The 13020-nt window shown below is 64.1% G+C and carries 13 protein-coding genes; 5 read left to right on the top strand and 8 right to left on the bottom strand.

Translation table 11 applies throughout. The features are described from left to right. Positions 1–6: 6 nt before the first annotated feature. The 6 genes from MAB_RS22405 to MAB_RS22380 form a co-directional block, all read right to left on the bottom strand. Positions 7–753, bottom strand: a complete 747-nt coding sequence (locus tag MAB_RS22405) for a succinate dehydrogenase/fumarate reductase iron-sulfur subunit (protein WP_005078515.1) — start codon at positions 751–753, stop codon at positions 7–9. A 1-nt stretch (position 754) separates the two neighbouring features. After that, positions 755–2680 (bottom strand): fumarate reductase/succinate dehydrogenase flavoprotein subunit, encoded by a 1926-nt coding sequence (locus MAB_RS22400; protein WP_005078513.1) that lies wholly within the window; start codon positions 2678–2680, stop codon positions 755–757. 45 nt (positions 2681–2725) lie between these two features. Then, entirely contained in the window at positions 2726–3535 is an 810-nt protein-coding gene (locus tag MAB_RS22395; protein ID WP_005064015.1) for a membrane protein, read from the bottom strand. Between the two features lie 28 nt (positions 3536–3563). After that, positions 3564–3836 (bottom strand): hypothetical protein, encoded by a 273-nt coding sequence (locus tag MAB_RS22390; protein ID WP_005064016.1) that lies wholly within the window; start codon positions 3834–3836, stop codon positions 3564–3566. Positions 3837–3946: 110 nt separating this feature from the next. After that, positions 3947–4999: an isocitrate/isopropylmalate dehydrogenase family protein gene (locus MAB_RS22385; protein ID WP_005116066.1), complete on the bottom strand. Its 1053-nt coding sequence runs from the start codon at positions 4997–4999 to the stop codon at positions 3947–3949. Beyond that, a complete protein-coding gene (locus MAB_RS22380) occupies positions 4996–6411 on the bottom strand; it encodes an NAD-dependent succinate-semialdehyde dehydrogenase (RefSeq protein WP_005112375.1) in 1416 nt (471 codons plus the stop codon). Before MAB_RS22380 ends, MAB_RS22385 begins: the two co-directional genes overlap by 4 nt. A 110-nt stretch (positions 6412–6521) precedes the next feature. Between MAB_RS22380 and MAB_RS22375 the strand changes: the two genes are divergently transcribed. Both MAB_RS22375 and MAB_RS22370 read left to right on the top strand, forming a co-directional pair. After that, positions 6522–7799, top strand: coding sequence for an aspartate aminotransferase family protein (locus MAB_RS22375; RefSeq protein ID WP_005112369.1), 1278 nt, complete (start codon positions 6522–6524; stop codon positions 7797–7799). Continuing rightward, positions 7799–8293: a DUF3830 family protein gene (locus MAB_RS22370; protein WP_005064020.1), complete on the top strand. Its 495-nt coding sequence runs from the start codon at positions 7799–7801 to the stop codon at positions 8291–8293. The genes MAB_RS22375 and MAB_RS22370 overlap by 1 nt, the downstream gene beginning before the upstream one ends. A 35-nt stretch (positions 8294–8328) precedes the next feature. On the opposite strand, the gene MAB_RS22365 is transcribed toward MAB_RS22370, so the two are convergent. Together MAB_RS22365 and MAB_RS22360 are read right to left on the bottom strand one after the other, a co-directional pair. Continuing rightward, complete coding sequence (locus MAB_RS22365; RefSeq protein WP_005112366.1) at positions 8329–9720, bottom strand: amidase; 1392 nt, start codon at positions 9718–9720, stop codon at positions 8329–8331. Then, positions 9713–10657: a D-2-hydroxyacid dehydrogenase gene (locus MAB_RS22360; protein WP_005089422.1), complete on the bottom strand. Its 945-nt coding sequence runs from the start codon at positions 10655–10657 to the stop codon at positions 9713–9715. The genes MAB_RS22365 and MAB_RS22360 overlap by 8 nt, the downstream gene beginning before the upstream one ends. Positions 10658–10842: 185 nt before the next feature. On the opposite strand from MAB_RS22360, the gene MAB_RS22355 reads away from it, so the two are divergent. The 3 genes from MAB_RS22355 to MAB_RS22345 are packed head-to-tail and all read left to right on the top strand — an operon-like array spanning position 10843 to position 13004. Continuing rightward, positions 10843–11607: a maleate cis-trans isomerase family protein gene (locus tag MAB_RS22355; RefSeq protein ID WP_005071522.1), complete on the top strand. Its 765-nt coding sequence runs from the start codon at positions 10843–10845 to the stop codon at positions 11605–11607. After that, positions 11600–12337 carry a maleate cis-trans isomerase family protein gene (locus MAB_RS22350; protein WP_005079936.1) on the top strand — a complete coding sequence of 246 codons (738 nt, stop codon included), beginning with the start codon at positions 11600–11602 and terminating at the stop codon, positions 12335–12337. The genes MAB_RS22355 and MAB_RS22350 overlap by 8 nt, the downstream gene beginning before the upstream one ends. Further along, positions 12318–13004 carry a GntR family transcriptional regulator gene (locus tag MAB_RS22345; RefSeq protein ID WP_005089420.1) on the top strand — a complete coding sequence of 229 codons (687 nt, stop codon included), beginning with the start codon at positions 12318–12320 and terminating at the stop codon, positions 13002–13004. Before MAB_RS22350 ends, MAB_RS22345 begins: the two co-directional genes overlap by 20 nt. The last annotated feature ends 16 nt before the right edge of the window (positions 13005–13020 follow it).

The raw sequence follows: 13020 nt of genomic DNA, 5'->3' as shown, positions 1-13020 counted from the left end.
ACCTGGTTAACGGCGAAACAGCTTGTTGCCCAACCAGACGATGGGGTCGTACTTGCGATCGGCGACGCGTTCCTTCATGGGGATCAGTGCGTTATCGGTGATGTGAATGCCTTCGGGACACACTTCGGTGCAGCATTTGGTGATGTTGCAATAGCCAAGTCCCAGTTCCTCCTGGGCCACCTCGCGTCGATCGGCCACGTCCAGCGGATGCATTTCGAGCTCGGCGACGCGCATCAGGTACCGCGGTCCGGCGAACGCCTTCTTGTTTTCTTCGTGGTCACGTACCGCGTGGCAGGTGTTCTGGCACAGGAAGCATTCGATGCACTTGCGGAACTCCTGGGAACGCTCCACGTCCTCCTGCTGCATCCGGTAATCACCGGGCTTGAGGCCCTTGGGTGGCGTGAATGACTGGACCTCCCTGGCCTTTTGGTAGTTGAAGGACACATCGGTGACCAGGTCGCGGATCACCGGGAAGGCCCGCAGCGGGGTCACCGTGATGGTTTCGGACTCGTCGAACGTCGACATGCGGGTCATGCACATCAGGCGGGGGCGGCCATTGATCTCAGCCGAGCAGGAGCCACACTTGCCGGCCTTGCAATTCCAGCGCACCGCCAGGTCGGAGGCCTGTGTGGCCTGAATGCGGTGGATGATGTCGAGCACCACCTCGCCCTCGCTGACCGGAACGGTGAAGTCGATGAGCTCACCGCCATCGTCGTCGCCTCGCCAGACCCGCAGGTGTGCGTCGTAGCTCACGTCAGGACTTCCTTCCTGGGTGTTCTGCTAGTTCTTCGGGCGTGAAGTACTTCTCTAGCTCGCCGATCTCGAACAGTGCCAACAGATCTGGGCGCAGGGGTAGCTGCGGTTCGGGTGTGACGAGGACGTCGGGCACCGCCGGATCGCCCCCGGTGGTGCTGCACACCAGCAGCGTCTTGCGCCAGGTCGCGTCCATGTTCGGGTGGTCGTCGCGGGTGTGCCCGCCGCGGCTCTCGGTGCGCAGTAGCGCTGCCTTGGCCACGCATTCGCTCACCAGCAGCATGTTGCGCATGTCGATCGCTAGGTGCCAGCCCGGGTTGAACTGCCGATGACCCTCCACCGCAACATGTTTGAAGCGTTCCTTCAGCTCATTCAGCTTGACCAGGGCCTGCTCGACCTCCTCCTCCTTGCGGATGATGCCGACCAGGTCGTTCATCGCCTGCTGCAAGTCGGTGTGCAGGGTGTACGGGTTCTCGGCGCCGGCGGCCGCGGGGTCACCGAAGGGAGCCAGCGCCAGCGCGGCGGCCTTGTCGACATCGGCCTCGGTGATCTGTGGGCGTGAGGTGAGACTCTTGACGTAGTCGGCGGCACCCAGGCCGGCCCGTCGCCCGAACACCAGCAGGTCGGAAAGGGAGTTGCCGCCCAGGCGGTTTGATCCGTGCATGCCGCCGGAGCATTCGCCCGCCGCGAACAGGCCCGGCACGGTGGCGGCGCCGCTGTCAGGATCGACCTCGATACCGCCCATCACGTAGTGGCAGGTCGGGCCGACTTCCATGTCGTCCTTGGTGATGTCGACCTCGGCCAGCTCCTTGAACTGGTGATACATCGACGGAAGCCGCTTCTTGATCTCCTCGGTGGGGATGCGTGAGGCGATGTCCAGGTACACCCCGCCGTGCGGGGTGCCGCGGCCGGCCTTGACCTCGGCATTGATGGCTCGGGCGACCTCATCACGGGGTAGCAGGTCAGGGGTGCGTCGTGCGGAATCGTTGTCCTTGAGCCATTGATCGGCTTCTTCCTCGGTTTCTGCGTACTGTCCCTTGAACACCGAAGGGATGTAGTCGAACATGAACCGCTTGCCTTCGGAGTTCTTCAGCACACCGCCGTCACCGCGCACACCCTCGGTGACCAGGATGCCCTTGACCGAAGGCGGCCAGACCATGCCGGTGGGGTGGAACTGGATGAACTCCATGTTGATCAACGTTCCGCCGGCACGCAGCGCCAGGGCGTGCCCGTCCCCGGTGTACTCCCAGGAGTTCGACGAGACCTTGAACGATTTGCCGATTCCGCCCGTCGCCAAAACCACCGCGGGAGCTTCGAACAAGATGAAACGGCCGCTTTCCCGCCAATAGCCGAAGGCGCCCGAAATTCTGGAGACACCGTCCGTGCTGTCCAAGAGCAGGTCGGTGATGGTGCACTCGGCGAAGATCTTGATGCGTGCCTCGTAGTCGCCGGTTTCGGCGAAGTCCTCCTGCTGCAGCGAGACGATCTTCTGCTGCATGGTGCGGATGATCTCCAGGCCAGTGCGGTCACCGACATGCGCCAGTCGTGGATAGGTGTGGCCGCCGAAGTTGCGCTGGCTGATCCGGCCGTCCTTGGTCCTGTCGAACAATGCGCCGTAGGTCTCCAGCTCCCAGACTCGGTCTGGTGCCTCTTTGGCATGCAGCTCGGCCATCCGCCAGTTGTTCAGGAACTTGCCACCACGCATGGTGTCGCCGAAATGTATCTGCCAGCTGTCCTTGTCGTTGGCGTTGCCCATCGACGCCGCGCAGCCGCCCTCGGCCATGACGGTGTGCGCCTTGCCGAACAGCGATTTGCAGACCACCGCGACCTTGAAGCCCTGCTCGCGCGCCTCGATGACGGCGCGCAGGCCGGCGCCGCCGGCACCGATCACGACCACGTCGTATTGGTGCCGTTCGAGTTCAGCCATCAATTAACCTCAGTTTGTCTACGAGTATGGATGTGAGCTTGCTTGTCAGCCAACGAATCTCATGTCGGAAATGGTGCCGCTGGCCACGAGCATGATGTACAGGTCGGTAAGAATCAGAGTGCCCAGCGTGATCCAGGCGAACAGCATGTGTCTGGTGTTCAGCTTGCTGACCTGGGTCCAGATCCAATATCGGACAGGGTGTTTGGAAAAGTGCTTGAGTCGACCGCCGGTGACGTGCCGGCAGGAATGGCAGGACAGCGTGTAGACCCACAGCAGGACGACGTTGGTCACCAGGATCACGTTGCCCATGCCGAATCCGAAACCGCCGGTCTTTTCGGAATGGAAGGCGACGATGGCGTCGTAGGTGTTGACGACAGAGATGATCGCCGCTGCGTAGAAGAAGTACCGGTGAATGTTCTGCATGATCAGCGGCAGCCGGGTCTCGCCGGAGTACCTCGCGTGGGGTTCGGCCACCGCGCACGCCGTCGGCGACTGCCAGACCGACCGGTAGTACGCCTTGCGGTAGTAGTAGCAGGTCAGCCGGAACGCCAGCAGGAACGGCAGCGAGATGAAGGCCATCGGAATGAACCACGGCAGCTCACCCACCCAGTGGCCAAAGTGGCTGGCCCCGGGCGCGCAGGCGGTGCTGACACAGGGCGAATAGAACGGCGTCAGGTAGTGGTACTGCGGAACCCAGTAGGCACTACCCCAGAAAGCCCGCACAGTGGCATAGATGACGAACGTCGCCAGGCCGAGGTTGGTGAGTAGCGGTGCGAGCCACCATCTGTCGGTGCGCAGGGTGCGCTCCGGAATGCGGGCACGCGAAGGCGAGAAGACCCCGGTGGCTTGACTCATCTGATTCCTTGCTCTTCGCGCGAGCGGCTCATCGATAGCCCCCCACGCCTTCGTCGTCGATATCGCCCCAGAACTCCCGGTCGTACTCGGTGTCGGGGATCTGAATCTTCTCGTTACCGGCGAGTCGATGCTCGTGCGGTGCGAGGTCCAGATCGGCGGCATCGATATCCAGCCGCTCCACGTCGTTGACGATGCGGCGCACGGCCGGGAGGTCGCCATAACGAGATTGCAGGGAATGGACACAGCGGCGCAGGCTGCCAAGTGCTTGGTTGAGCTCGGTGAGCTCCGTCTTCGTCGACATCGGACTCCTTGGGCTGAAGGTGTCGTGGATCACAGGCTACGACAACCATCTTGCCAGTACAGCCGAACGGAAAGTGACACAAGTCACTGATGTCGTCGGTTAATTCAAGATCACCGAGCGGCTTCGGCGATTGCCGTACCGAGTTGTTCGGTGGTGGCGGTGCCACCCAGATCGGGGGTCCGGACGCGGCCGTCGCTCAGTACCTGGTCCACGGCGAGGCGGATCTTGTTGGCCGTCGCGGGCTCGTTGAGATGATCGAGAAGCATGGCCCCGGCCAGTATCTGCGCGACGGGATTGGCGATGCCCTGCCCGGCGATGTCGGGTGCCGAGCCGTGCACCGACTCGAACATGGAGATGGCGGTGCGTTCGGGATTGATATTTCCGGATGCCGCCAGCCCGAGCCCGCCCGTGATAGCCGCCGCCAAATCGGAAAGGATGTCGCCGAAGAGATTTGAGGCGACGATGACATCCAGACTGGCGGGATCACTCACCATGCGAGCGGCCAGCGCGTCGACATGCATCGATACGGACGGAGTTTGTGGGTACTCCGCCGCTATCTCGTTGAAGATGCTGTCCCAGTAGGGCATCGAGTGAATTATGCCGTTCGACTTGGTGGCCGAGCAGACCCGGAAACCCGCCGAGGCGGCAAGTTCGAAAGCGTACCGGATGATGCGTTCGCATCCGATCCGAGTGAAAACCGATTCCTGCAGCGCGAATTCGTTCTGGTTGCCGCGATTGTGAACGCCGCCGATCGGCGAGTACTCGCCCTCGGTGTTCTCGCGAACGATCACCATGGAGAGGGCCTCGTCCGATACTCCGGCAAGGGGCGAGGCGATTCCCGGGAGCAGACGCACCGGCCGCAGGTTCACGTATTGGTTGAAGGCGCGCCGTAACGGAATCAGCAGACCCCACAACGACACGTCATCGGGGACGCCCGGGTATCCCACCGCGCCAAGCAGAATCGCGTCAAATCCGGCGAGCGTCGTCGGCGCGTCGGGGGGCATCATTGCCCCGGTCTTGGCGTATCTCTCGCAGGAGTAGTCGAATTCGGTCCATTCGATCCGGCCGCCGGTGGCGCTGTCCATCACCTTGACCGCTTCCCGGGTGACGTCGACGCCGATGCCGTCGCCCGGGATGGTGGCTACCCGCATCCGGTCGCTCATACCGCCGCGCCGATGTACTTGGTCTCCATGAACTCCTCGATTCCCGCGAAGCCGCCTTCGCGTCCGATCCCGGACTGCTTGACGCCGCCGAACGGCGCGGCGGGCGTCGACACGACGGGACGATTCAGCCCCACCATGCCCGTCTCCAGCTGCTCGGACACGCGCCAACCGCGCCGCGTGTCATTGGTGTAAAGGTATGCCACGAGGCCGAATTCGGAGTCATTGGCACGCGTGATCACCTCCTGCTCGGTCTCGAATGTCGCTATCGCGGCGACCGGGGCGAAGATCTCGGTGCGCATCATGTCGCTCTCGTCGGGCACATCGGTCAACACCGATGGAGGGTAGAAGTAGCCGGTGCCGTCGGGCACCTCTCCGCCCAGCCGCACTGTGGCACCACGCTTTCGGGCGTCCGTCACCAGTCGATCGGCCTTGGCCACGGCATCGGGATCGATCAGCGGGCCCACATCGACCCCCGGCTCCACGCCGGGGCCCATGCGTAGTGCCGTGAGTTTGGTGGTCAGCGCCTCGGTGAACGCGTCGGCGATACCGCGCTGCACGTAGATTCTGTTGGCGGCCGTGCACGCCTGGCCGATGTTGCGCATCTTTGCGATCAACGCACCGGCGGCTGCCTCCTCGGGGTCGGCGTCGTCAAAGACGATGAATGGCGCGTTGCCGCCCAGCTCCATCGAGGTGCGTTTGACGGTGGGTGCGCACTGGGCCAGCAAGTAGCGCCCGACCTCGGTGGACCCGGTAAACGAGAGCTTGCGTACCCGGGGGTCGGCGAGCAGCGGGGCCATGGTTGCGCCGGGATCGGCGGTGGTGATGACCGAGACGACGCCGTCGGGGACACCCGCCTCGCGCAGGATGCCCAGCAGGGCGAGCATCGATAGCGGTGTCTGTTCGGCGGGCTTGACCAGGCAGGTGCAGCCCGCGGCCAATGCGGGGCCGATCTTGCGGGTTCCCATGGCCAGCGGGAAGTTCCACGGGGTTATGAGCAGGCAGGGGCCCACCGGGCGGTGTGTGACGATCAATCGCGACTGGCCGTCGGGTGCCAGCATCACACTCCCGTCCAGGCGCACGGCCTCGCCCGCGAACCAGCGGAAAAACTCTGCCGCATAAGCGACTTCGCCGCGTGACTCAGGCAGCGGCTTACCCATCTCCAGGGTCATCAGCAGTGCTAGGTCCTCAGTGCGCTGGATCATCAGGGTGTAGGCACGCATCAGCACATCGGATCGCTGCTGCGGTGTGGTCGCGGCCCAGGATCTTTGGGCGGCAACGGCATTGTCCAGCGCGGCGACGGCCGCGGCGCCGTCCAGATCGGCTACGTCGGCCAGCACTTCCTCGGTCGCGGGATTGACGACCGGAAAGGTGGTTTCGTGACGGTCCTGGTGGGTGAGCGCGCTGTCGACCACCGACGAGCTGGACGACAGGGGGGTAGACACTGTGCCGGGATGCATGCCACCATGCTAGGGAGATTGTCAACAATCGACAACAGCTCTGCTGGATCAAGGGAAGGGATGCCGTGCCTGTCGGTCTTCGCGCAAGCGGCTCATCCGCAACCGCGCTATCACCCGTTCTCAAGCAGGCCACCCCAGTGGTGGCGGCGCGAGGCCAGGGTTGCTATCTGTACGACGAAACAGACCGCGAATACCTGGATTTCACCGCGGGAATCGGTGTGGTGAGCACCGGCCATTGCCATCCGCGCGTGGTCGAGGCCGCGCAGCGGCAGGTAGCCACCCTCATCCACGGGCAGTACACGACGGTGATGCACCGCCCGCTGCAGAATTTGGTGCGGCGCCTCGGCGAGGTACTGCCGCCTAGCCTGAATTCACTGTTTTTCGCCAACTCCGGCAGTGAAGCCGTCGAGGCTGCCGTGCGGCTGGCGCGTCAGGCCACCGGACGTCCCAATATCATTGTGTTCCAGGGCGGATTTCATGGCCGCACACTGGCCGCCGCCACGATGACCACCTCCGGCCCGCGGTTCTCATCGGGAATCGGTCCACTGATGGCGGGTGTATACAGCGCTCCCTTCCCCACGGCGTATCGGTACGGCTGGAGCGAGGCCGAGGCCACACGGTTCGCGCTACAAGAGCTCGACTACCTGTTCGCGACGGCCACCGCCCCGGGCCAGGTCGCGGCGATGGTCATCGAGCCGGTGCTCGGCGAGGGTGGCTACATCCCCGCCAACACCGAATTCCTCACCGGCATTGCCGAGCGCGCGCGCGAGCATGGCATCCTCTTGGTCCTCGACGAGGTGCAGACCGGATTCGGGCGCACCGGGCAATACTTCGGGCACCAGCATTTCGGCGTCACACCGGATGTTCTGGTGATGGCCAAGGGAATCGCGAGCGGATTCCCCATCTCGGGCATCGCTGCCTCCGCCGAGTTGATGGGGCGTGCCTGGCCGGGTTCGCAGGGCGGCACCTACGGGGCCAACGCCGTCGCATGTGCCGCTGCGCTGGCCACTCTCGATGTGATCGACGAGGAGGGCCTCGTCGACAATGCGCGTGCGCGGGGCCAGGAACTTCTGGATGGGGCTCGAAAGATCGCCGCTGACAGAGGAATAGATGGGGACGTACGCGGCCTCGGACTGATGGTTGGCGTGGAGTTCAGCCAGGATGGCCGACCGGCACCGCAACGTGCGGCGCGGGCACAGGCAGCAGCCGCCGAGAACGGTCTATTGCTACTCATGTGCGGCCCGCACATGAACGTGGTGCGCATGATTCCGCCGCTGGTGGTGACGGCCGATCAGATATCCGATGCCCTCGGTATCTGGAGCAGTGTGGTGGCGGGGCTGTGATGGACCGCCACATCTCCATCACGCTGACCAAGCGGAATGTCACCTGCCGCGCCCGGCTGCTGGATGCCGAGGCGCCGAGAACCTGTGACACGGTATGGAATTCGCTGCCGGTGCTGGGCCAGGCCTATCACGCCAAGTATGCGCGCAACGAGGTGTATACGCTGCTGCCGCCGCTGCTTCCGGCGCCGGGCCGCGAAAACCCGACTGTCACGCCGATACCCGGCGATGTCTGTTTCTTCGGTTTCGAGCCGTGGGAAATAGGTAATCCCGCCTATGGGTACGAGCCCGGCTCGGAAGCACATTCGGCACAGGGCGCCACCGACCTGGCGATCTTCTACGGCCGGAACAATCTATTGATCAACGGTGACGCCGGCTGGGTACCAGGAAACGTCTTCGCGACCATTGAAGAGGGCTTGAGCGACATCGCCGCGGCCTGCCAGGACCTGTGGCTCACCGGAGTGCAGGGCGAGCAGTTGGCCTTCGCGCGGGCATAGCGCGATACCTCATCTCGGCGAGGCTGAAGCGGGGGCTAGCCAGCGAGTACCCGCTCCGCGAAGTGCCCCACCGCCAGCACTAGGTCGTCGCTGTGCCGCGGCCCCACGATCTGCATGCCGACAGGCAGCCCCTGCGCGGTGTTGCCCACCGGAATGGACAGCGCGGGTTGTTGGGTCATATTGAACGGGTAGGTGAATGGGGTCCACTGCGCCCACCAGCGCATGCCGGAGTTCGGTGGAACGTCGGCGCCCAGCGGGAAGGCGGGGATCGGGACAGTCGGTGTGATGAGCACGTTGTGCAGCTCGTGGAATGCCCCCATGGTGACTCCCAATTGCACACACGTGTTGCGGGCCGCCAGATACTCGGTGGCCGAGGCTCCGGCGCCGGTATCCCACATCTGGGCCAGTCCGGGATCGATATCCGTACCCACGTCGTCCAGGGCACCGTAGTTGTTCAGGCTGGCTGCCGCGCCGGCAGCCCACAGGGTTTCGAACGAGTCGATGGGGTCGCTGAAGCCGGGGTCTGCGTGGGTGACCGGTAGGCCGGCATCGTTGAGTGCGTTCACCGCGTTCTCCACCAAGTCGGCGACCTCTGGATCAACGTCGACGTACCCGAGTGTGGGGGAGTAGGCGATGTCCAACCCGGTCATGTCGCGGTACACCTGTGAGCGGTAGGTGGTGAGGGTGGGTGACAGCGAGGTGGGATCGCGATAGTCCGGCAGGCTGATGATGTCCATAAGCAGCGCAGCGTCTTCCACCGTTCGGGTGATGGGTCCGCCGTGTGCGAGCGGGCCGAAAGGGCTGATCGGGTACATCGGAATGCGGCCGTGGGTGGGTTTGAATCCGACCACACCGCAGAAACTGGCGGGTATCCGGACGCTGCCTCCGCCGTCAGTACCGATGGACATCGGCGCCATGCCCGCGGCGACGGCGGCCGCGCTGCCGCCCGAGGAGCCGCCCGCCGTGCGGCTCGGGTCGGCCGGGTTGTGGGTGATTCCGCGCTGGCGACTGTCGGTCACGCCCTTCCAGGCGAATTCGGGTGTGGTGGTCTTTCCGACCATGACCATGCCGTCGGCGCGGATGCGTTGTACGGCGGGACTATCCACATCCCATGGCCCGTCGGGATCGATGAGCCCGGAGCCGCGCAGGGTGGGCCAGTTCCGCGTGAGAAAGACGTCTTTGATCGAAATCGGGACGCCGTCAAGCAGTCCGCGGGTGTAGTGGCCGCGCCAGCGCTCCTCGGATTCGGTGGCCGCCGCCAGTGCCGCTTCCTCGTCGACGAGGCAATATGCATTGATCGCACTGTCGTGTTGGGCGATTCGGGATAGCACCGCCGCCGTTGCCTCCACCGGCGACAACTCTCCCGAGGTGTAGGCGGCCACCAGCTCCAGAGCCGTCATCTCGGTGGGGTCGGTCGGTTTATGCATGGCGGTGCATCCTGTTCTTGTCGACGATATTCAGAAGTTCCTCACCCCGCAGGTAGCGCTCGAAATTGACGACGAATTGGTCCTGAAGACGGTCGGACCAACCACGCACGTCACCACTGTTGTGTGGGGTTATGTGGGTGTTGGGGGTGCGCCACAACGGATGTCCCACCGGCAGTGGTTCGGGATCGGTGACGTCCAGCGCGGCGCCCGCGATCCCGCCCCTGTTCAGTGCCGACACCAGGTCCCAGGTGCCCACCAGTTCACCCCGGCCCACGTTGATGAGCCGGGCGGTCGGCCGCATAGCGGAGAGCACGCGGGCATTCACGATGCCCCGCGTCTGCGGGGTGAGCGGCGCGGCCAGCACCAGGTATTCGAATTCACCTACATGCGAAGACAAGTCGGCAGATTCGGCTCGCCCAAGCACTGTTACTCGCATGCCTACTGCCCCGAGGAGGGTGGAGATCGCCTGACCTATCGGTCCGGTGCCGAGTACTCCGACCGGAGTGCCCTCGATGCTCTCGGATTCGAAGTGCCGCCAGCTCAACGCGGCCTGCGCCCTGGTGGATCGGCGAATATCTTTGGCAAAGGCCAGAATCTGTGCCAGCACGTACTCGGCGATGGGGCGCTCGAAGATGCCGCGAGAATTGGTGAGCACCACATCGCTCGCCACGAACTCATCGAACAAGACCGGATCCACTCCGGTCGACGCGATCTGAACCCAGCGCAGCGAGTCTGCGGCAGACCATGTTTCGCGCAGCGCCGAGGAGCGGAAGTCGTATACGAACAAGACCTCGGCTCCAGGCAGTGCCGTCGCCAGCCGGTCGGATTCCACAAGGCGTACTTCGGCGGCCGCGGTCACCGGGGCGAGACGCTCGGGTACCGAATCAGGCGAGTGCTGTACGGCTATCACTGGTCTTCGCACAAGCTGCTCGTTCATGGCTGTCCGTCTTCGCGCAAGCTGTCATCCGCGACATTCGGGCGCGCGCTCACGTTGACACCGTATGGAGATATCGTATGATTGTCAACAATCTGAGTTGCGATGAGCTGCGTGCGCGAAGAGCGTCGGAAATGACCAGGTCTGGCTCAGGCGTAGAGCGATGCTGCGAGTGTTAGGTCCTGCCGGTGGATTTCTCGTCTCTTCCCGACTTCGCTGAGTCGGCGGATCAGCGTGGCATCGGTATCATCGCGCCCTTCGACTTGGCGCTGGAACGCGAGCTCTGGCGTTGGGTTCCGGCAGAAGTGTCGCTGCATCTTGCCCGTACGCCGTACGAGCCGGTGCCGGTGAGTCGGGCCATGGCCGAGCTGGTGTCCAATACCTCTCACCTACAGGCGGCCACCCGAGATGTGCTGCATGTTGAGCCCGAAGTTGTTGCCTACCTGTGTACTTCGGGAAGTTTCATCCGTGGGGTCCAGCATGAGCGGGAGCTGGTGGATGCGATCATGGCGGCGGGCGCCAAGTCCGCGGTTACTACGTCGGGAGCGCTGGCCGAGGCGGTGACCGCGCTGAACATCAATCGCATCAGCGTCATCACTCCGTATGACGCCGAGCTGACCGAGCTGCTCGCAAAATTCCTGGGGGAGTTGGGGGTAACCGTGGTGCGAACGGACCATCTGGGCTTGGGCGGCGGCATCTGGAAGGTCAACTATCGCACTGTGGCCGAACGGATACTGGCGGCCGACACCGCTGATGCGGAGGCGATCTTCGTCAGCTGTACCAATCTGCGCACCTATGACGTGATCGACCCGCTGGAGCAGCTGTTGGGCAAGCCGGTGCTGACGGCCAACCAACTGACCATCTGGGCCTGCCTGGACCGGATGAGTCTTCCCATGATGGGGCCCGGCCGGTGGCTCCGCGATGTATTCGGAGGAGGAGGTTCAAGTGACTAACATTCGCCCGACGGTGGGGTTCATCTACCCGGATCACGCCGCCGAGTCGGATTACCCGTTGGTGGCGCGGCAGCTCGACATGAACTTCCCCGTGGTGCACATCTATGGCACCGATCTGCATGCCGTGCCCGAGTTACTGGACCTCGGAAGTCCCGAGAGACTTGCCGAGGGAGCGCGGCTGTTGCGGCCTCATGAGCCGGGAGCCGTCGTATGGGCCTGCACCTCGGGCAGCTTTGTCTATGGCCCGCAAGGAGCGGCAGAGCAGGTGGCGGGTTTGTCGGAACAGAGTGGGACGCCGGCGTCCAGCACCTCGTTCGCCTTCGTCAATGCCGCTGTTGCGCTGGGAGTCTCGAAGGTGGCAGTGGCCGCGAGCTACCCGCGGGATATCGCGGAGCTGTTCGTGGCGTTTCTGGCCGCACACGATATCGAGGTGGTATCGATGGGCGAGGCCGGCATCGACACCGCCGCGGAGGTGGGCCGGCTCACCGCGCACCAGGTTGACGAGCTGGCCGGGGCCAATGATCACCCGGAGGCCCAGGCGCTGCTGATCCCGGATACCGCCATGCACACGATCGCGCATGTCGAACGGCTCGAATCGCGACTGGACAAGGTGGTATTGACCGCGAACCAGGTGACGGTGTGGGAAGGTTTGCGATTAATCGACGAGGTGCCCGATGTTTCGGGTTTGGGGCGGCTTTTCAGGAGACAACATGACGACACTGGTACCTGAGGAGTTTGCACCCCTGGAGAGGCAGTCGACCGCGGAGTTGATCGCCGAGCGGCTGCGGATCGCGATCATGCGTGGTGTGCTGGCGCCCGGCGCGCAGCTGGGTGAGGCGTCGTTGGCAGCGCAGTTCGCGGTATCTCGCGGGCCGCTGCGCGAAGCCATGCAGCGCTTGGTGTCCGAGGGTCTGCTGCGCAGTGAGCGCAATCGCGGAATTTTCGTCATTGAACTGACCGACGACGACGTGCTGGACGTCTACCGGTCACGGTCAGCCATCGAGCGAGCGGCGCTGGAGTGCATCATGACCGGGGACACCGTCACCGCATACCGGAGGCTTCTGGTTCCGGTGGCGGTGATGACCGAGGCAGCCGCGCGCGGCGATGTCGTCGCCGTCACCGATGCCGATCAAGACTTCCACGAGGTGTTGGTCGACTGCTCGGGAAGCCCCCGGCTGCGCCGCGCCATGCGCACACTGCTGTTGGAGACGCGGATGCTGCTGGGCGAGCTGCAGGGCGCCTATCCGGATCTCTCCGAGCAGGTGCGTGAGCACGAAGTGCTGTGTGCGGCCATCGGTGCCGGTGATGCGCCCGCCGCGTATCGACTCATTGACGAGCACATGCATGATGCGGTCACGCGCCTCATGGCACGTCGTGATCCGGGATCGGTGGAGTAAATCCGCGCTCGACGGG

This window comes from Mycobacteroides abscessus ATCC 19977, from assembly GCF_000069185.1.
In the GTDB taxonomy this organism is placed as follows: domain Bacteria; phylum Actinomycetota; class Actinomycetes; order Mycobacteriales; family Mycobacteriaceae; genus Mycobacterium; species Mycobacterium abscessus.
The sequence above is the reverse complement of the archived record's forward strand: the minus strand, read 5'-3'. Positions and strand labels throughout refer to the sequence as shown.

Coding starts and splice junctions, on each gene's coding strand:
- MAB_RS22400 (WP_005078513.1), bottom strand. CDS start 2,680: ATGGCTGAACTCGAACGGCACCAATACGACGTGGTCGTGATCGGTGCC.
- MAB_RS22395 (WP_005064015.1), bottom strand. CDS start 3,535: ATGAGTCAAGCCACCGGGGTCTTCTCGCCTTCGCGTGCCCGCATTCCG.
- MAB_RS22390 (WP_005064016.1), bottom strand. CDS start 3,836: ATGTCGACGAAGACGGAGCTCACCGAGCTCAACCAAGCACTTGGCAGC.
- MAB_RS22385 (WP_005116066.1), bottom strand. CDS start 4,999: ATGAGCGACCGGATGCGGGTAGCCACCATCCCGGGCGACGGCATCGGC.
- MAB_RS22370 (WP_005064020.1), top strand. CDS start 7,799: ATGGACCGCCACATCTCCATCACGCTGACCAAGCGGAATGTCACCTGC.
- MAB_RS22365 (WP_005112366.1), bottom strand. CDS start 9,720: ATGCATAAACCGACCGACCCCACCGAGATGACGGCTCTGGAGCTGGTG.
- MAB_RS22360 (WP_005089422.1), bottom strand. CDS start 10,657: ATGAACGAGCAGCTTGTGCGAAGACCAGTGATAGCCGTACAGCACTCG.
- MAB_RS22345 (WP_005089420.1), top strand. CDS start 12,318: ATGACGACACTGGTACCTGAGGAGTTTGCACCCCTGGAGAGGCAGTCG.